This is a genomic window from Pseudoalteromonas sp. SMS1 (assembly GCF_021530565.1).
GTDB lineage: Bacteria > Pseudomonadota > Gammaproteobacteria > Enterobacterales > Alteromonadaceae > Pseudoalteromonas.
Map to the genome: position 1 here is coordinate 16,258 of NZ_JAKGBI010000013.1, position 21,224 is coordinate 37,481.

The window sequence follows — 21,224 nt, forward strand, 5'->3', positions numbered from 1 at the left end:
CCAATAATATGACTGAGCAGTGAGATCTGGTTTCAGGGTTAACTTTACTCAGACACGAAAGGCTTCACAAGTGGGTGGAGCTTTCAGTTTTTCGCTCTGAGCACGCTTATGTTATGAAGGAATTTAAATGACGCATAAACCACAAGCAAAATACTTAAAAGATTATCAATCACCTAGCCATCAAGTTGAACACATTGATTTAAAATTCGACTTGTCACCTAAAAAAACGATTGTAACAGCAAAGTTTACCTTAACCTCAAACAGCCAAACTAGTTTTGTCGAGCTGGATGGGGTAGATCTCACGTTGCTTTCTTTGAAAGTTAATGGAGAAGTACATCACGATTATGAGGTGACAGAGTCAAAGCTTAAAATACAAGGCATTCCCGATTCATTTGAAGTCGAAATTCAGACGGAGATTGCGCCTGAACTAAACACTTCTCTTGAAGGCCTTTACCTGTCAGACGGCGCGTATTGCACGCAATGTGAAGCGGAAGGATTCAGGAAAATAACCTATTTCTTCGACAGACCAGATGTACTTGCTACCTATACGGTGACAGTCATTGGTGATGAACATTTTCCATATTTGCTATCAAATGGCAATAAGGTAGACAGTGGTAAACTAGATGGTGGAAGACACTTTGTTACATGGGAAGACCCTTTTAAAAAACCTGCTTACCTCTTTGCTTTAGTCGCAGGGGATTTTGATTTACTCGAAGACGCGTTCAAAACCAAAAGCGGTCGGGATGTAAAGCTACAGATTTTCGTAGATAAGGGGAATTTGTCCAAAGCACCTCATGCCATGGATTCGCTGAAAAAGGCAATGAAATGGGACGAAGAACGCTTCGACCTTGAATATGATTTAGATATTTATATGATTGTGGCAGTTGATTTCTTCAATATGGGCGCGATGGAAAATAAAGGCTTAAATGTCTTTAACAGTGCTTGCGTGTTAGCCAATCAAGAAACGGCTACCGATAGGGATTACCATGTTATAGAATCGATTGTTGGGCATGAATATTTTCATAATTGGACAGGTAATAGAGTCACTTGCAGAGATTGGTTTCAGTTAAGTTTAAAAGAAGGCCTAACCGTATTCAGAGACCAAGAGTTTAGCAGTGATTTAGGCTCAAGGGCGCTAAACCGTATTGATGCGGTTAATGCGATGAGAACGCATCAGTTTGCAGAAGATGCCGGACCTATGGCACACCCTATTAGACCTGAAAAAGTAATAGAGATGAATAACTTCTATACGGTCACAGTCTACAATAAAGGTGCTGAGGTGATCCGTATGATGCACACTTTGTTGGGTGAACAAGGGTTCCAGCAAGGAATGAAGTTGTACTTCGAGCGCCATGATGGGCAAGCAGTGACCTGTGATGATTTTGTTAACTCAATGGCTGATGCCACTAACACAGATTTAAGTCAGTTTAAATTGTGGTATAGCCAATTTGGTACACCTAAACTCAAAGTCAAAACGCAATATTTTGCTGACGACAGTTTATATCAGGTTGAAATAGAGCAGGTTCATGCTGAGCAAGACCCCGTTGAATCTGCATTACACATTCCTGTCGCAATTGAGTTGCTGACTCCGCAAGGTCAGCGTATGGAAGTCACGCATCCTGACATGCGTGATGGACGAGTAATAGAGTTAAAGACTAATAAGCAGACTTTCGACTTTAAAGGTATCACTGAAGCGCCAATTCCAGTCATATTGGAAGATTTTTCTGCCCCATGCCTACTCGAATTTGATTACACAGTATCTCAGCTCTGCCATATCGCCAAGTTTGCTTCAAGCGATTATGCCCGTTGGGAAGCCCTTCAACAGCTTTACGTAAAACAAATTAGGGCGCATGTCGAAAAGGGACATGCTGAATTTGAACTTACTCCAGAATTGACCGAAGTACTTCTGAGCCTTTTCAATAACAAGCCAGATGATTTAGCCATATTAGCAGAATACATCTCCATTCCGAATTTCGATACTTTGTCCTCTGGGTATCAGCAGGTGCCTGTTCAAGCGCTATGTGACGCAATTGATGGATTGGAGTTGCAATTAGCTCGTGTGCTCAAAAACAGTTTGAAGGCATTCTATTTCGATGCGCAAGAAGGTGGTAGCCTAAGTGCCGATGACGTTGCAATTCGTGCTCTGAAAAACAAAAGCTTGTACTATCTTGCCCTGACAGACGAGCCAGTAACGGACCTGCTAAGTACGCAACTTGCCTCAACTAATATGACCAATAAACTTGGTGCATTGAGAGGGGCTGTGAATGCTAACCTCGCTATCGCGGGTGAGCTGATGGCAGACTTTGACAAGCAGTGGAATCATGACTTACTGGTAATGGACAAGTGGTTTGCGCTTCAGGCATCCAATAAGTCGGACGCGTGTCTTGATACGATTCTGTCATTGTATGAGCACCCATGTTTTGATAAATCTAATCCAAACCGTGTTCGAGCCTTGGTCGGTACATTTGCAAGAGCAAACCCAAGACAATTCCATCGAGAGGATGGGGCTGGTTACACACTTCTGGCAGATCTAATTTGTGAATTAAACCAATTGAATCCACAAAATGCCGCTAGAATCATTACGCCATTGTTGTCCTACAAACGTTTTGATGAACAAAGGCAAAACTTGATGCGAGCTCAATTGGAGCGGCTTTCACAGATAGATAACTTGAGTGATGATCTGTTTGAGAAAATCGATAAAGCACTGAATTTATAGATGCAAGAGTATTACTTTTACTTACGGCTAACGCACGAACAGTGCTTAGCCTATTACGAAGGCAGCGTAGAATATATACAAATTGTTGAGGATGCTGGAAAGCGTATTCGCTTTCCAGCGCAGCACATCAGACGGTTCGTATCTGCCATTGGCGTAAGCGGCCGATTTAGACTGCAACTAGACGAAAATAATCGTTTTATTGCGTTAGAAAAGGTCAATTAGCATACACAATGTCGTTGTGGGATAAACTATTTTTGTTAATTCGGTTTGTTTTAAACTTAAATTACGTGTTATAACTATTCTGGTAAGACGTCTTACCAAGGTTAAAAGACGGGCTAAAAAGTTAAAAATGCACCGAACGAACGCGTAAAATTTGTAATTTTCAATTTTCGCTTCTATCGTTACGACAACAAAAAACAATAACTTGATTAGATTTACCCGCCATAAGGGGGAGAAATAATGATAAAAAAAGCGCGCTTTACTAAGAACAAGATTATGCTTGGACTTGGAGCAGCCATTTTTGGAACAGTTGGTTTGCCAGTGCACGCTGCCAACTTTCAGGTCGGTGATTTTGAAATAACATTCGACTCAACATTTTCATACGGTCAAAGTATTCGTGTAGAAGACAGAGATTTTGACATCATAGGTAAGAGTAACCATCCTCGTTTTGATTGGACTGGCTACAACGCTTCCACAGGCAATACGCTTTACTCATCTTCTCAAGTTTGGGCACAACCTGGTGCATATTCAAACAATGGTGATGCCGGTAACTTAAACTTCGACTCGGGCGATACATTTTCTCAATTGCTCAAAGGTACGCACGAATTTGCCGTTACGCATGATAATTTCGGGTTTTTCTCTCGTTTCATGTATTTCTATGACTTCGCAATGGAAGATGGTGATTTTGCATACCGTAACCCAGTCTCTGGAAAATCGGTAGATCCTTGCGATGACGACGAAACAAAAGAGCAGGTTTGTTCTGACATTCGTCTACTAGATGCTTTTGTTTGGGCTGATTTTGATTTGAATGGTGGTAATAACCCACTGTCAATTCGTTTGGGTCAGCAAGTAATCAACTGGGGTGAAAGTACACTGATCTCACATGGCATAAATGTCAATCCAGTAGATATCGACAGACTCAGAGCGCCAGGTTCAGAATTAAAAGAAGCCTTTATTCCTGTTGGTATGTTTTGGGCGTCATTAGGCATTACTGAAAACATTACATTAGAGGCATTTTACCAGTATGAGTGGCAAGAAACGCGTCTACCACCAGCTGGAAGTTATTTCTCTACAAATGATTTTGCGTCTGCAAATGGCTACGGACAAAATGTTCAGTTAGGGTTTACGTCTAACCCGGATATTGATCTTCAACACCTCACCGATGCGTTAAATGGCTTACAAGCAAATTGGTTAGGAGCCCTCACTGCGCAGGGTTTGGATGTAACAGATCCTAATGTATTGCAAAGTGCAGATGCACTTCAAATGCTGTCTTCAATGTACCTTGCTTACCCAACACGTGTTGCGTTGAAGGGCAAAGGTGATGCAGGTAAAACAGATGCAGACGATGGTGGTCAGTATGGTATTAGACTTGGGGTGTTTGTCCCTGAGTTAAACGATACTGAAATCGCGTTGTATCATATTAACTACCACAGCCGTAGGCCGCTTATTTCAGGTAAAGCTTCTGACTTTACACAGCAAGCGATTCAAAGTGACCTGCAGTTAATCACGACACAAGGCGTGACAGCCGACAACATCACCGACTTGAATGCATTTACTCAGGCTGTGCTTGTCTACCCTGAAGATATCAAACTATACGGCTTGAGCTTCAATACTGCGATAGGCGAAACAGCATTTTCTGGTGAGTTTGCATATCGCCAAGATGAACCTCTACAAATAGACGACGTTGAGTTGCTATATGCGGGTATGGTAGAGCAACTAGCAGCTGCGGGTATTCGCGATGACTTTGCTGGGTTTTCTCAATTGAGTCAAGGCAATGATGTTGCATTTGTTAGCCCTGGTGAAGTTGCCCAAGGTTACGTGTTGAAAGACACATTACAAGCTCAGTTTACAGCGACACATCTGTTCGGTCCTTCATTGGGCGCAGATAGCTGGGCAGTTGTCGGTGAAGTAGGCGCAGTCACTATCAAAGATATGCCTTCTTACGACGAACTACGATTAAACGTAGCGGGCACAGGACGTAGTGGCACTATTGAAGGCATCGAGGGTCGTAACTACGACTTAATACATCAAGCAGTCTCTAATGGCCCTGAAACAAATCCGTTCCCTACGGCATCCTCGTGGGGCTACCGCTTAATCGCAAAAGGTGAGTACAACAACTTATTCTCAGGGGTTAACTTCTCACCACGAATCGTTTTTTCTCATGATGTAAACGGAACAACGCCAGATCCTATGTATCTGTTTGTTGAAGATCGTAAGTCAATGGGCGTAACGCTTAATTTCAGTTATCAAAACGCTTGGTCCTTTGACCTTGGTTACAATACCTTCTGGGGTGGCGGTGCGACAAATACCTTCTCTGATCGCGATTTTGTATCATTTAATATTAAGTACTCAATTTAAGGGCTTTCGTTATGTTTAGAAAACCTACTATTTTAGCAGCATCTATAATGACAATAATGGCTGCACCTATCGCTGTTGCAAAAATGACAGCAGAAGAAGTTTCTCGTTTGGGGAAAGACCTGACACCAATTGGTGCAGAAGTCGCTGGCAATGCCGACGGTTCAATCCCTGCTTGGAATGGTGGCATTACAAAACCGCCAGCTAACTTTAAGCCTGGCATGCACCATCCTGACCCTTTTGCAGAAGATAAGATTCTGTTTACAATCGACAAAAGTAACTTGGACAAGTACAAAGACAATCTCAGTCCTGGTCAAATTGCGTTGTTTGAAACTTATCCTGATACATTCAAAATGAACGTATACCCAACACGCAGAAGTGCTTCTTATCCTCAGTTTGTTTACGATGCAACTAAAAAGTATGCGTCGACTGCTGAGCTGATAGAAGGGGGCAATGGGATCAAAGACACCGCGATTGGGATTCCTTTTCCTATTCCTAAAAACGGCTTAGAGGCTATTTGGAACCATTTGCTCAGGTATCGTGGCTTGTCAATTATCCGTAATGGCGGTCAGGCAATGCCAACTGCATCTGGCTCATATAATTTTATCGGGTTTGATGAAAAGTTATTAGTTAAATACTCCGACCCAAACGCGACACCAGAAGAGTTACAAAAGTCCAACGTGCTTTTTAAGTTTAAACAAAAAGTCACGGAACCTGCACGACTTGCTGGTACGGCGCTATTAGTTCATGAAACGATGGACCAAATTTTAACACCACGTCAGGCTTGGACTTACAATACCGGCCAGCGTCGTGTCCGTCGAGCACCAAATGTTGCCTACGATGCACCGGGAACAGCATCTGATAGCTTACGTACGACAGATGATTTTGATATGTTTAACGGTTCTCCAAATCGCTACAATTGGACGTTAAAAGGGAAAAAAGAACTCTATATCCCTTATAACAGCTATAAATTACACAGTGATTCACTGAAATATGACGACATATTAAAGCCGGGCCACATAAATCCTGAACATGTGCGTTATGAAAAACACCGTGTTTGGGTCGTTGAGGCAAACCTCAAAGAAGGGACGCGTCATATTTATAAAAAGCGTGTGTTCTTTATTGACGAAGATAGCTGGCAGATCCATGTAGCAGACCTATACGATAATAGAGATCAAATGTATCGTGTCGCGATGGCGCATGGAATTAATTATTACGAAGTGCCGACACATTGGAGTACGCTAGACGTATACCACGATTTAAATTCTCGTAGATACTTAGCAATTGGATTGGATAACGAAGAAAATATGTATGACTTCACTAAATCTTTCCAAGATAATGAGTTTACTCAAAGTGCACTACGTCGCGAGGGAAGACGTTAACCGGCGTCTTTCAAGATCAATTGATTTTGATCTATCAAGTATATACCACCAAGACTGAGCATGCTGATGCTCAGTCTTATCCCCCCAAGTCATTCACGACTTTTTTATTTGAGAATTCATAATGATTAAGAAGTTAATTGCAACCTCGCTTGCAGTTCTCGTTATGCAAAGTGAAGCCGTAAGTGGCCCTGCTGAGGCGCTGGTTGTGGAGCACCCTGAGACGACGCTACTCACCGATATAACATATAATGGCGAGCGTCTAGTTGCGGTAGGAAAGCATGGCAGTATTGTAGTAAGTAAAGATGGTAAACAGTGGCAACAAGCGCTCGTACCCATTCAGTCACTATTGACCGCTGTTGACTTTAGCTCGCCACGAAATGGTTGGGCATGTGGACATGATGCATCAATCATAAATACAACTGACGGCGGAAACTCTTGGCAGTTACAGCAATACTTACCAAAAGTTGAGAAACCTTGTTTGGATATCGAGTTCATCGATGATAGACGGGGGTTTGCGATTGGTGCATATGGCATGATGTATCAAACAAATGATGGCGGTAACACCTGGCACAAACGCTTTTTAAATGAATTCGTTCATCCTGATGATGTTGAATACCTTGAAGAACTAAAGCAGGATGACCCACAGGCATACGAAGAAGAAACCCAATTTATACTGCCTCACTTTAATCGTATGGTCATTTCAGGCAATACAATTTATCTTGCTGGCGAAATGGGCCTTTTTGCAGTCAGTGAAGACCTAGGTAATACGTGGCAGCGTTTTGATGAATTTTATTCCGGCTCTTTTTTTGCGATCAGTAAAACAAATAATCGACTTCTCGTTGCTGGCTTGAGAGGTAACGCCTTTTCAAAAGCCTCAACCAGCGACCAGTTTACGCCTATCCCAGTTGATAAGGCGTCAACAATAAACAGCATCGTCACCTATAACGATAAACAAATAATGTTGGCCAACAGCGGTGTAATTTTCACTGTTGTGCATGACAAAGTGACGACAACACAGTTAAAGAATGGTAAGTCCATCATGGCTGGTGTAATCCATGACAATAAATTAGTGCTTGCGACAGAGCAGGGCATTCAGATAATCGAGGTTGATCACTAATGCAGTCTATTCTAAATCAACTGGTCTATGTGGTATTTCGTCATCGTTTTGTGATGATTGCGTTGTTTGCACTGACAACTGTATTTTTGGGCTTTAAATCCACGCAAATTCAATTGGATGCATCGTTTAATAAGAATATTCCATTAAATCATGATTATATGAAGGTTTACCTGAAACATGAGAAGCAGTTTGGTGGGGCCAATAGTATTCTTATCTCAGTCTGTGATGCCGATGGAAATATATTTAACCCTGAATTTTTTACCCAATTAAAAGCCGTCCATGATCAGCTTTATTTCATACCGGGCGTTAATCGCCCCTTGGTGAACTCAATTTTTGCGCCCAGTGCCCGATTTGTCGAAGTGGTTGAAGATGGATTTGCTGGCGGACCAATTATCCCTGCTAATTTTACTGCTGACGAAGCTGGTCTTGCCGTAGTAAAACAAAATATTGAAAAAGCGAAAGTAGTTGGGCGCATGATTGCGAGCGACTACTCATGCGCAATGGTATCAGCGCAATTAATGGAAATTGATCCACAAACGCAAGAAAAGCTCGATACCTTGGCATTTGCCAAAAAACTCGAATCAGAGATCAGGGCGCCGCTGAGTACTGATAAAGTCTCGATTCACATTATCGGCTTTGCAAAAATGGCAGGTGATATTGCCGATGGCGCAAAAGATGTCGTTTTATTCTTCGCTATCGCTATTTTATTCACGTTTATTATGGTGTGGTTGTTCTGTAAGAGCTTTAAACTGACACTTTTACCAATCGCTTGCTCGCTAATTGCCGTGATTTGGCAACTCGGCTTACTGTCGGTGCTAGGCTTCGGCCTTGACCCAATGTCAATTTTGGTGCCATTTTTAGTCTTTGCGATTGGTGTAAGCCACGGTGTTCAAATGATTAACGCCATTGGTAAGAAAGTGTCAGAAGGGGTGACAAGTAAAGTCGCGGCAGAAGCCAGTTTCAAAGCGCTTTTAATCCCAGGTGGTATTGCACTGCTTTCAGATACCATCGGTTTTATGACGTTGCTTGCAATTGATATCGGTATCATCAGAGAACTTGCAATTACAGCCAGTCTAGGTGTCGCGGTTATCATCTTTACGAATCTGATCTTGCTTCCTGTTTTGGCGTCCTACTATACGTCTTCAAAGATTCGTCGTGTTGATGATGGCGACTCTTCTGCTAATAGTGTATTTACAAACCTTCGAGAGAGCTTAGTACTGGCTACCGATAAGCGTTATGCGGCTTTGATTTTATTAACTTCTGCTGCGCTATTCGCTTTTGGTTATTGGCAGTCAAAAGACATGCGAATTGGGGATTTACATGCAGGTGCGCCCGCACTTCATCAAGATGCAACATACAACCTTGATACCTTCCTTATTTCGGACCGCTATGAAATCTCATCAGATATCTTAAAGGTACTTGTTGAAGCCTACCCAGCAGCATGTACAGAGCACGACACGATGGACCGCATTAGTCGCTTCCAGTGGCGTGTTGAAAATTTACAAGGGGTACAGTCAGCTGTTTCGCTTAGTTCAGTCGCGCAGGCTGTTAATGCTGGGTACAACGAAGGAAACCTAAAATGGCAGACACTGCCAAGAAATGGCGCATCTTTGGTTCAAGCGACATCACGGGTAGAAACGAGTTCGGGTCTGTTAAATGGTGATTGTTCAGTGATGCCAATCATCATATTTATGGACGATCATAAGGCCGAGACGATAGACCATGTTGTTGCGCAAATTAAACTGTTTGCTGCAGAAGAGGGCACAGATAGAGTGAGCTTTAAGTTAGCCTCTGGCCCGATTGGTGTGATGGCTGCAACGAATGAATCGGTTGCCGCTGCACAATTGCCAATGATGATCTATGTTTATGGTGCAGTGATTATTTTGTGCTTGATAAGTTTTAGAAGTATCAGGGCAACCATTGCAGTGGTATTGCCGCTGTATATTGTGTCCACATTGGCTCAAGCGCTGATGGTGAAATTAGAAATCGGCCTAACGGTATCGACATTACCAGTGATTGCACTGGGTGTTGGTATTGGTGTTGATTATGGTATCTATATCTTGTCTTCAATGATGAATCAGTTGAAGCAAGGAGTCCCGTTAAGCAGCGCTTATCGCAATGCATTGGCTGAGCGCGGAAGCGCTGTATTGTTTACGGGGATCACGTTAGCGATTGGTGTGAGTACTTGGATTTTCTCTGCATTAAAGTTTCAAGTCGACATGGGTATCTTGCTGACCTTCATGTTCCTCGTGAATATGTTGGGCGCCGTACTATTATTACCTGCGATAGGGACTTTCATCTGGCCTGACCAGAAAAAAAAGTGTGAATAATTGTGCTCTTAAATGGCCTTAATTGGCCATTTATATCTACAATTTGTGAATATATGACCAACTGGCTGAAAAGCCTCGAATGTTTTTGTCAAAAAAGCTTTTTATTAGCGCCAGAAAGGTTAAAATCCTCTGGACTCCACGCTAATAATTGGCTGTACAAATAATCTACCGTTCAAAGGTGGTATAGATTAAGGAACACATAATGACACAAAGTGAAGGTCCAGCATCGGTTATCCTCGATAACGTTTGCAAGTTGATCCATAAAAAAGTTCATGCCGATAACGTGTCGCTCGTTGAAACATTTGCCAAAGCCTTGTACAGCAACATGTCTAAAGAGGACTTGGCTCATCGTAACGACAGCGACCTCTACGGTGCTGCTTTAAGTTTGTGGAATTCTCTAGAAAAGAATACCTCAGACAATGCAGTAATCCGTGTATTCAATCCTGAAGTTGCAAAAGATGGCTGGCAATCGTCTCATACGATTGTAGAAATCATTTCAGATGATATGCCATTTTTGGTTGATTCAGTGCGAATGGCACTTAGCCGTAAGAATATTGCATCGCATTTGCTTTTACACTGCCCTCTCAAAATCAACCGTGACAAACAAGATAAAATATCTGCTCTATCAGGTTTGAAAACCGAAAAAGAATCTTCCTCTACTAAAACCGTTTTTTTCATCGAAATCGATCGCCAGACTGACGAATCGGTAATTGCTGACTTTACCCAAGAACTAGAGTCGGTCCTTAAAGATGTATCGGTTGCGGTTGAAGACTGGCTACTTATCAGAGATAAGCTGGTTTCAGTTGGCGAAGATATTCCAAGCCGCAAACACGACGCTTCAAAAGAAGAACTAAATGAAGCTGTTGAGTTCTTAGATTGGCTAGCACGCGATAACTTCACTTTTATGGGCTATCGTCAGTATGACCTAGTACCAGTACAAGGTGACTATGAGTTAAAGCCAGTTGCTGGTTCAAGCCTTGGTTTGATGAAAAACTCGTCTGAAAGCAGTCGTCTACTTTCAGAGTTACCGGAAGTGGCCCGTTTAGAGGCTCGCAGTAAAAATTTACTGATTCTGACGAAAACGAATTCTCAGTCTCGAGTTCACCGTCCTGCGCACATCGACTATGTTGGTATCAAGCGTTTTGACAAAGATGGCAATGTAATTGGTGAAGATCGCTTCATAGGCTTATTCTCGTCAAGTTTTTACAACAACAGTGCCGCTGACGTTCCTGTTTTAAAAAATAAAATTGCGCGCATTATGGAGCAGTGCGATTTTGCAAAAGGCACACATGCTTACAAAGCAGTACTAAACATCTTAGAAACGTACCCACGTGATGAGCTCGTGCAGGCTCGTGAGTCTGAGTTGTTGGATGTTGCTATGGGTGTTTTACAGACCCAAGAACGTGACATGTGTCGTTTATTCATTCGTAGAGATGTATACGGAAGATTCTTCTCATGTATGGTTTATGTACCGCGCGAGCGCTACAACACTGCGCTTCGTCGTGAAACTCAAAAGTTGTTAGGTAATGCTTTTGGTTCTAACGAAAAAGTTGAGTTCACTACATTTTTCTCTGAGTCTACACTAGCAAGAACGCATTACATTGTTCGTGTAGCTGACAACAACATTAAGTATAACGTGAAAGAAATCGAAAATAACTTGGTAGAAGCTGCCCGTACATGGGAAGACAAGCTACAAACTGCTTTGCTTGCAAGCGATGGTGAAGCACGCGGTAACGACTTAAATCGTAAATATGCAACAGCATTCCCTAGAGCGTATAAAGACGAAGTGCTTCCAAGTGCTGCGGTAGTCGATATTGAAAAGCTTGAAAAACTGAGCGATGACAACAAATTAGAAATGTTGTTTTACCGTCCTCAAGAAGAAGCAAACTCACAAATCGTACGCTTGAGCTTGTTCCATAAAGACGAGCCGATCCACCTTTCTGATGTCATGCCAATGCTTGAAAACTTTGGTTTACGTGTGATTGGTGAGACTCCGTATGCTGTTAAGACAAGCGACGGACAAGTTAACTGGATCATGGACTTCTCAATGCTACTTGATAGCAAAGGTCTGGCTGATTTTGATAAAGTGTCTGCGCGATTCCGTGCCGCATTGATTAATGTCTGGAATAACCGCCTTGAGAACGACGGTTTTAACCGCTTAGTGCTTAAAGCAGGTTCAACAGGTCGTGAGGCTTCAATTCTGCGTGCATATGCGAAGTACATGCGTCAAATCGGTGTCACTTTCTCGCAGTCGTATATCGAGAATACTTTCGAGCATTATCCTCACATTGCTAATCAATTGGTTGAGTTGTTTGAGAAGAAATTTTGTCCACAAAAGAAAGTGGCGCAAAAGTCTCTTGATAAGTTAGTAGAAAAAATCTACCACGAATTAGAAAGCGTAGCGAACCTTGATGATGACCGTATCATCCGCCTTTATGTGGCAATGATCGACGCGACATTACGTACAAACTTCTATCAAAAAGAAGCGGACGGTACGAATAAACCTTACGTGTCGTTCAAGATTCAGCCAAGTGCAATTCCAGAGATGCCATTGCCACTGCCTGCGTTTGAAATCTTTGTATATTCTCCGCGTATAGAAGGTGTTCACTTGCGTGGTGGTAAGGTTGCGCGTGGTGGTTTGCGTTGGTCTGACCGTCGTGAAGACTTCCGTACAGAAGTACTTGGCTTAGTAAAAGCTCAGCAAGTTAAGAATACTGTAATTGTACCTGTTGGCTCTAAAGGTGGTTTTGTTTGTAAGCAGCTGCCAAACGATCGTGAAGGTTTCTTCCGCGAAGGCCAAGAGTGTTACAAAATCTTTATTCGTGGTTTGTTAGATATCACAGATAACATTGTCCATGGTGACATCGTCGCGCCTGTTGATGTTGTTCGTCATGATGAAGATGACCCATACCTAGTTGTTGCTGCAGATAAAGGCACCGCAACGTTCTCAGACATCGCCAATGGCATTGCAGAAGAATATAACTTCTGGTTAGGCGATGCATTTGCATCTGGTGGTTCTATTGGTTATGACCACAAGAAAATGGGTATCACTGCAAAAGGTGCTTGGGAGTCAGTTAAGCGTCATTTCCGCGAAATGGACATTGACTGTCAAACGACTGATTTTACAGCAGTCGCGATCGGTGATATGGCCGGTGACGTATTTGGTAACGGCATGTTACTTTCTGAGCATACACGCTTGGTTGCCGCATTTAACCACATGCACATCTTCATTGATCCAAACCCAGATGCAGCAAGTTCATACAAAGAGCGTGCTCGTATGTTTGAATTACCGCGCTCTTCATGGGAAGACTACGATGCAAACTTGATTTCTCAAGGCGGTGGCATATTCTCTCGTGCGGCTAAATCAATTACGCTCACACCTGAAATTAAAAAAATGCTTGGCACTAAGAAAGCCAGCATGACGCCAACCGAGCTAATTAAAGCACTATTAATGATGCCTGTTGATTTACTTTGGAACGGCGGTATCGGTACTTATATTAAAGCCGCGGGTGAAAGTGACGCTGATGTCGGTGATAGAGCAAATGATGCATTACGTATTAATGGCTCGCAACTCGGTGCAAAAATCTTTGGTGAAGGTGGTAACTTAGGTGCAACGCAACTTGGTCGTATCGAGTTTGCAGCCAAAGGTGGTCGTATCAACACAGACTTCATCGATAACGTAGGTGGTGTTGCGTGTTCAGATAATGAAGTGAACATCAAGATCTTACTTAACGGTCTTGTTGCTGAAGGTGACTTGACGAAGAAACAGCGTGACGAATTGCTTTATGCAATGACTGACGAAGTGTCAGAGCTGGTATTGGCGGACTGTTACCGTCAAACACATACATTGTCTGTAACTAAGTCTAAAGGCCCAGCAACGTTAAAAGAGAAGATCCGCTTTATTCACGCGCTTGAAAAAGACGGTAAACTTGATAGAAATATTGAGTTCTTACCAAGTGATGAAGAGCTTGCAGAGCGAGCAGCAGCAGGTCTTGATTTAACTCGCCCAGAGCTTTCTGTGCTTGTTTCTTACTCTAAGATGGTACTTAAAGAAACATTAGTGGTTGATGAAATCACTGAAAACCCTTACTACCGTCAGTTACTTGTGAACTCTTTCCCTGTGCCTCTACGCGATCGCTTTAACGCGGCAATGGACGAGCATCCACTGAGAAAAGAGATTATTGCGACTAAGCTTGCAAACAATATCGTTAATGATATGGGCTTAAACTTCATGATCCGTATGCATGAAGAAACCGGCGCAACAGAAGCTGAAATTGCACTTTGTTACTCAATTGCATGTGCAACATTCGATATGTCAGATACATGGGCTGAAATTTCAGCGCTTGATAATAAGATACCATCTGCTGTTCAAACAGAAATGTTGTATCAATTACGCCGTACAGTTCGCCGTGTAACACGTTGGTTCTTACGTCACCGTAACAAAGCACTTAGTATTGAAGAAACAATCGAGTTCTTTGCTCCGACATTTGCAGATTTAAGCGCGAACCTGACAACTTACATGGTTGATGAAGAAAGTGCGCGTCTTGCAGAAAAAGCAGCAGAGTTAACGTCAGAAGGTGTACCTGAAGCATTAGCAATTCGCATCGTGTCACTGTCTAGCTTGTTCTCCATCATGGATCTTGCAGAAGTTGCAAACAACGCGAAGCGTGATATTTCAGTTGTTTCGAATACTTACTTCAAGTTGGGTGCGAACATGGGACTACACTGGTTCCTAGACCAAATCACGGCACAACCAGTAGCAAATCACTGGCAAGCACTTGCACGTGCGTCATACCGCGAAGAGCTAGATTGGCAGCAACGTGCATTATCTGAAGTGGTATTAAATAGCTTTGAAGGTAATGATGACGATGTTGATACACTGATTGATCAGTGGATGGAAAATCAAGCTTCGTTGCTACATCGTTGGCAGCAGATGCTTGCAGAGTTCAAGACATCTCAAAACCATGACTTTGCGAAGTTCTCAGTCGCACTGAGAGAATTAATGTTACTCAGTCACAACTGTGATACTTCCAAATAAAAATTAACACGTTACAATACCCCGGCAATTGCTGGGGTATTTTTTTGCCTCAAACTGTTACCAGGAACTTAAGGAGTCACGATGTTTTACGATTTAGCACGTCGTTATATGTTTAATAAAGATGCGGAGTGGGCACACGATTTTGCACTAGGCAATCTACGTCGATTCAAAAATACCCCATTAAGTCTCGCATGGTCACAGTCACTCCCTAAGAAACCAGTTAATTTCCTAGGGCTAGAGTTCGATAATCCAGTTGGTTTAGCCGCTGGTTTGGACAAAAATGCAGAATGTATCGATGCATTTGGTCAAATGGGGTTTGGGTTTATTGAGGTGGGTACCGTTACGCCAAGACCACAGGTTGGGAATGATAAGCCGCGTATTTTCCGTCTTCCTGAAGCGCATGCTGTGATTAACAGAATGGGTTTCAACAATAAAGGCGTAGATAACCTTGTCGCCAATGTGAAAGCATCAAACTATTCTGGGATCCTTGGGATCAATATTGGTAAAAACAAAGATACGCCAAATGAACAGGGTAAAGATGACTATATTCACTGTATGCGAAAAGTGTTTGAATATGCGTCTTACATAACAGTAAATATTTCGTCGCCAAACACGCCGGGACTGCGTGATTTACAATATGGTGAAGCTTTGGATGACTTGCTTCAGAGTCTCAAAAATGAGCAAGTCGATTTAATCGAAAAGCACAACAAGTCAGTACCGATGCTTGTGAAAATTGCACCAGATGTAGATGCTGTTCAGTTAACGCAAATTGCTGAATCTCTTGTCAATAATCGCATTGATGGCGTGATTGCAACAAACACGACACTGGCAAGAGAAGCAGTACAAGGCCTAGAGCATGCCAATGAAGCGGGTGGGCTTTCGGGTAGACCAGTAAGAGAAAAATCAACTCATGTCGTGAGCGAATTAAAGCGCTTAACAGATGGTAAAATGCCTATTATTGGTGTGGGTGGTATTGACAGTGCTGAAGCAGCGCAAGAAAAGCTCGATGCTGGTGCTGATTTAGTACAAGTTTATACTGGCTTTATTTATGAAGGACCACAATTGATCAAAAGGATCGTAAATTCTTTATAAGGATCAAGCATATTACTAAATGATCCTAAAGAAAAAGTTATTATAAATATTTTTACACTTGCAAAAATCGCGATATACTACGTGTTACGATTAGGTTGGAGAAGTTGTAATTCGGAGGGCGATTTTGCAAGCATCAAAAGAGTGGCGTTGGTTACAGTGCCGCACACAGAACAGGTTGCTTGTTGATCTTGGTGATGAGCTTCAGCTCTGTACACCATTTCGTCTGCGTCAACTCACCGCTGATTCTGAATCCAGTCCTACATTCAGCGTTGAAGAGGCCGAGTTTTACCAGAATGTGTTCGATTATCTGTGCACTTATTCTGTTTGGTCTGAAGCTCAGTGTTGTCAAATATCGCTTAATGCTACTGCAACCAAATTTCATCTATTACCAATGCAAGCCAAGAGCTGGTTTTTTTGTCCTTATACAGGGTCGGAGCCGCTATGTAATGCTGTGGTAAGCTTACGCTCTAAAGAAATGCTAGGGGAGTGCTTAATTGTCGACCATGACAGTGAGGCAAGTCTTTGCGTTAATCTAACAGCGGATTTTAGGCTAGATGAAAATATCGTGCTGGAACAATTTCAGGCGATAAAAGTACTTAACAATCGCATCCACCCATTATTAGTCAGTAATAAACTAGCCAGAAGAGCGTAATCCAATCCCAGTCTGTCGACACCTGTGTTATACTCGCGTCAATTGAAATTATAGGGTTAGCACATTGCAGTTTATTGCACTTACATCGATTGGCATCGAAAATCTACTAGTCGAAGAACTTCAATCTTTCGAAATTAAAATTACTAAACAAAGCATTGGTTCAGTGCGTTTTGAAGCCGATAATTTAACGGCTCAAAAATTTTGCATGATGACGCGTTTCTCAACACGCGTAATGTTGCTGATTGACGAGCATGAAGACATCACCAACAAAGAAGACCTCTATAAATTCGCGCGTTTTCAGGGCTGGCAAGAGTGGTTTGGCCCTAAACAAACCTTCGCTGTTGAGTTTAATGGTACTAACAAAGAATTAAAAAATACGCAGTTTTCTGGGTTGGTTATTAAAGATGCGGTAGTTGATTACTTTCAAGACTTGTATGAGCAGCGCCCATCAGTAGACAAGCAAGACGCGAATGTGCGTATCATTGCTAAGTTGAACAAACAAAAACTAGCGTTGTATCTTGACTACTCTGGTCCTCGATTATCTGACCGTGGTTATAGAGTGAAACAAGGTAAAGCGCCCATTAGAGAACACCTGGCTGCGGCACTCGTGAGACGTAGTGGGTGGTTGGACGATACATCGAAACCACTTTTTGACCCTTGTTGTGGCTCTGGTACATTGCTGATTGAAGCTGCGAGCATGGCCCTAAAATTACCTACGAATTTACACAAAGCCTTTGCATTTAAGAGATTACCCAGCTTTAGAGAAGCGAAATTTAAAGAGATTCAACAGGCTCTTAAAGCAGAAAAAATTGAGCAGAATTTGTGGCTAATCGGTCATGATATCGATGGTAAAATTGTTGAGACAGCACAGTCCAATGCGAATCGCGCGGGAATTGGCGAGCACATTCAGTTTAAAGTTGCAGATGCTGGCAGATTACAGTCTGTGGCCAAACGTCCAGGCACGGTTTTGAGTAATTTACCGTATGGTGAGCGTTTAGGGTCAATGGCAGAATTAATTAGTTTGTATCGCAGTATGGGGGCGAGCTTTAAAAAGTATTTCCAAGACTGGAATGCCGCTTTGCTAGGTACGGATGATGAGCTGTTTAGGCTCCTTAAGCTTGCTTCTAAAAAGCGCTATAAATTTAAAAATGGACCAATTGACGTAACGCTTTACCTATATGAACTAAACGAAAAGCAGGTTGCACAGAACCAGCAAACTTCCGAGCTTCATTATGAGCAATCCAGAGCGTTTGCAAATCGATTGAAAAAGAACAAGCAGTCTCTAAAAAGCTGGCTAAAAAAAGAATCGGTTAAAGCGTATAGACTCTATGATGCTGACATTCCAGAATACAATGTTGCGGTTGATGTATATGATGATAACGCGGTGATCTTTGAGTATGCTGCACCCAAAGAAATCAATGCAGAAGTTGCCGATAAACGATTACAAGATGTAATTTCTCTAACCGCTGAAACTCTGCAAATTTCGCCCAGTAACTTGGCCGTTAAAGTGCGCAAAAAGCAACGTGGAGACGCACAATATACGTCTAATGAAAAGCAAAATCGCTATCAAATTATTGAAGAATTTGGTGCTAAATTTAAAGTAAACTTGTACGACTACCTCGACACGGGCTTATTTTTAGATCACCGTTTGGCACGCCGTTATATTCAGCAAAACGCCAAAGATAAACGCGTTTTAAACCTGTTCTCGTATACTGGTACAGCGTCAGTACATGCTGCATTAGGGGGAGCAAAAGCGGTCACGACAGTCGATATGTCAAAAACATATTTAAAGTGGGCTGAAGAAAATTTTGCGTTGAATAACCTCAAAAACCCTCGCTTTAGATTTGAGCAAGCTGATTGTCTTAAATGGTTGGAGCACGCAAGAGGACAATATGATTTGATCTTCTTAGATCCGCCAACCTTTTCAAATTCTAAGCGTATGAAAGATGTGTTTGATGTACAACGAGATCATATCCAATTACTCACTTGGGTGAAAAATATCCTTAGCCCAGATGGTGTGTTGCTATTTTCCAATAACAAGCGCGGCTTCAAAATGGACGAAGTGGCATTGATGGGCCTTGGATTGAAGGCGGAGAACATATCTGCTCAAACGTTGTCACCGGATTTCAAGCGCAACAAGCAAATTCACAATAGCTGGATAATTACCCATGGCTAAAGTCACTTTGTTTTATACAGAAGGGTGTCATTTGTGTGAAGACGCATTGTCTTTAGCCCTTCGCTGCGTGAACGAAGAAGACATTCATCATCAAGATATCTTGGAGAATGAAGCTTTGGTTAATGAGTTTCAAACTTCCATACCAGTCATAAAAAATATAACAACGGGTAAATTGCTATGTTGGCCATTTACCCAACAACAAATTCAAGAGTTAGTACAAGAAGATGGACTTAATTAGAATAGCTAAAGCGCAACTTGCTTTTGGTTCTCATCCGTTACTAGACAATGCTGATGCGTTGATAGAAGCTGGAGAGCGCGTGTGTATCGTAGGTAGAAATGGCGCAGGTAAGTCGACGTTACTCAAAGTATTAGATGGGCAGGTTGTGCTGGATGACGGAGAAATTAACCGTTTAACTGGCCTTAAAGTTTCGCGACTAGAGCAAGATCCGCCAAAGGGTGCGCAAGGCAGTGTATTTGATTACGTTGCAAATGGCCTTCCTGAGGTAGCAAGCCTGCTTATTGAATACAACCATGTTAGTGAAGCATTGCAAACCGACCAGTCTAGCGCTTTATTAAATCGTTTAGAGCGTTTGTCAGCTGAGATTGAAGCAGCGGACGCATGGCGATTTGAAAGTCGTATCAACCTTGTACTCAGTCAATTGCAGCTTACTGCACAGATGCGTTTAGAGAAGCTATCCGGAGGCTGGCTAAGAAAAGTAGCGCTTGCTAAAGCATTGGTCGGGGATCCAGACTTACTGTTACTAGACGAGCCGACAAACCACTTGGATATGGCCAGTGTTGAGTGGCTAGAGTCATTCTTGAAAGACTTTAAAGGCGGCATTGTATTTATTTCTCATGACCGTGCATTTATCCGGGCCGTTGCAACTCGTATTTTAGATTTAGACCGCGGTAAACTGATTTCGTACCCGGGCAATTATGGTAAATATCTAGAGCAAAAAGCCCATGATCTGAAAGTAGAAGAAACTCAAAATGCGCTGTTCGATAAAAAGCTTGCGGAAGAAGAGGCGTGGATCCGTCAGGGTATAAAAGCTAGAAGAACGCGTAACGAAGGACGCGTTAGAGCACTAAAAGCACTGAGGGTTGAGCGTAAACAACGCGTAGAACAGGTTGGCAAAGCAGACTTTAACATTGAGTCAGCAGAGCGCTCTGGAAAATTAGTGTTTGAAGCCAATTTTGTAAACCATGCATTTAAAGACAAAGCAATCGTGAAAGACTTCTCGACTTTGGTAATGCGTGGGGACAGAGTAGGGCTGGTTGGACCAAATGGAATAGGAAAGACGACACTATTAAAGCTATTGTTTGGCAAGCTTTCTGCGGATAGCGGAAAAATTAAGCAAGGCGTCAATCTTGAAGTTGCTTACTTTGATCAGTACAGAGAAAAGCTAGATGAAGAGATGACAGTGCAAGACAATGTCGCTGAAGGAAAACAAGAAGTATCCATTGGTGGGCGTAGTAGGCACGTGTTAGGTTATTTGCAGGACTTTTTGTTCCCACCAGCAAGAGCAAGAACGCCTGTCAAAGCGCTCTCTGGTGGTGAGAAAAACCGTCTCTTACTTGCGAAGTTATTTTTGAAGCCTTCTAATGTTTTGGTGTTAGATGAACCAACTAATGACTTAGATATTGAAACACTCGAACTACTAGAAGAGATCATTACTCAATATCAAGGCACTATTTTAATCGTCAGTCACGATCGTGAGTTTATTGATAATACCTGCAATAGCGTTTGGGCCTTTGAAGGAGACGGTGTAGTAACTGAAATAGTTGGGGGGTATAGTGATTTTGAGGCCTACAGAGACAATAAGCTTGCTCAGCAAAAGGCACTCGAAAAACTAGATAAGGAAAAGAAAGCGGCTCCTGCAGCCAAGAAAGAGACAAATAGGAACAAATCAAGTAAGTTAAGTTACAAATTAAAACTTGAATTAGAGGCTTTGCCAAGTAAAGTAGAGGAACTTGAGGCTGCACTAGAGAGTCAACAAGAAGTTGTAAACTCTCCAGAGTTTTTTAAGCAAGATTCCGATATTACACAAGAGGCATTGAACCAACTTGCCGAGTTGGAGTCCAAGCTCGAAGCCGCGTTTGAACGCTGGGAAGAATTAGAAGCTTTACAGAATCAGCAGTAAGGATTG

12 protein-coding genes are annotated in these 21,224 nt (G+C 42.4%); all 12 read left to right on the forward strand.

The window, feature by feature from the left end:
• Nucleotides 1-127: 127 nt before the first annotated feature.
• The 12 genes from pepN (at nt 128) to uup (ending at nt 21,218) form a co-directional block, all read left to right on the forward strand.
• Nucleotides 128-2,716, forward strand: coding sequence for an aminopeptidase N (gene pepN / locus L1286_RS14020; RefSeq protein ID WP_235407681.1), 2,589 nt, complete (start codon nt 128-130; stop codon nt 2,714-2,716).
• Nucleotides 2,717-2,938, forward strand: coding sequence for a DUF2835 domain-containing protein (locus L1286_RS14025; RefSeq protein WP_235407682.1), 222 nt, complete (start codon nt 2,717-2,719; stop codon nt 2,936-2,938).
• A gap of 237 nt (nt 2,939-3,175) precedes the next feature.
• Nucleotides 3,176-5,293: a DUF1302 domain-containing protein gene (locus L1286_RS14030; protein ID WP_235407683.1), complete on the forward strand. Its 2,118-nt coding sequence runs from the start codon at nt 3,176-3,178 to the stop codon at nt 5,291-5,293.
• Nucleotides 5,294-5,304: 11 nt separating this feature from the next.
• Entirely contained in the window at nt 5,305-6,672 is a 1,368-nt protein-coding gene (locus tag L1286_RS14035; protein ID WP_235407684.1) for a DUF1329 domain-containing protein, read from the forward strand.
• 124 nt (nt 6,673-6,796) lie between these two features.
• On the forward strand, nt 6,797-7,789 hold the full coding sequence (locus tag L1286_RS14040) for a WD40/YVTN/BNR-like repeat-containing protein (protein ID WP_442961736.1): 993 nt from the start codon (nt 6,797-6,799) through the stop codon (nt 7,787-7,789).
• Entirely contained in the window at nt 7,789-10,119 is a 2,331-nt protein-coding gene (locus L1286_RS14045) for an efflux RND transporter permease subunit (protein ID WP_235407687.1), read from the forward strand. The genes L1286_RS14040 and L1286_RS14045 overlap by 1 nt, the downstream gene beginning before the upstream one ends.
• Nucleotides 10,120-10,321: 202 nt before the next feature.
• On the forward strand, nt 10,322-15,157 hold the full coding sequence (locus tag L1286_RS14050; RefSeq protein ID WP_235407688.1) for an NAD-glutamate dehydrogenase: 4,836 nt from the start codon (nt 10,322-10,324) through the stop codon (nt 15,155-15,157).
• Between the two features lie 81 nt (nt 15,158-15,238).
• Nucleotides 15,239-16,249, forward strand: coding sequence for a quinone-dependent dihydroorotate dehydrogenase (gene pyrD, locus L1286_RS14055; RefSeq protein WP_235407690.1), 1,011 nt, complete (start codon nt 15,239-15,241; stop codon nt 16,247-16,249).
• A gap of 121 nt (nt 16,250-16,370) precedes the next feature.
• Nucleotides 16,371-16,901 carry a cell division protein ZapC domain-containing protein gene (locus tag L1286_RS14060; protein WP_235407883.1) on the forward strand — a complete coding sequence of 177 codons (531 nt, stop codon included), beginning with the start codon at nt 16,371-16,373 and terminating at the stop codon, nt 16,899-16,901.
• A gap of 64 nt (nt 16,902-16,965) precedes the next feature.
• Nucleotides 16,966-19,077: a bifunctional 23S rRNA (guanine(2069)-N(7))-methyltransferase RlmK/23S rRNA (guanine(2445)-N(2))-methyltransferase RlmL gene (rlmKL, locus tag L1286_RS14065; protein ID WP_235407691.1), complete on the forward strand. Its 2,112-nt coding sequence runs from the start codon at nt 16,966-16,968 to the stop codon at nt 19,075-19,077.
• The gene (locus tag L1286_RS14070; RefSeq protein ID WP_235407692.1) at nt 19,070-19,315 is read left to right on the forward strand and encodes a glutaredoxin family protein; all 246 of its coding nucleotides are present in this window, start codon (nt 19,070-19,072) and stop codon (nt 19,313-19,315) included. The genes rlmKL and L1286_RS14070 overlap by 8 nt, the downstream gene beginning before the upstream one ends.
• A complete protein-coding gene (gene uup / locus L1286_RS14075; RefSeq protein ID WP_235407694.1) occupies nt 19,302-21,218 on the forward strand; it encodes an ATP-binding cassette ATPase Uup in 1,917 nt (638 codons plus the stop codon). The genes L1286_RS14070 and uup overlap by 14 nt, the downstream gene beginning before the upstream one ends.
• The last annotated feature ends 6 nt before the right edge of the window (nt 21,219-21,224 follow it).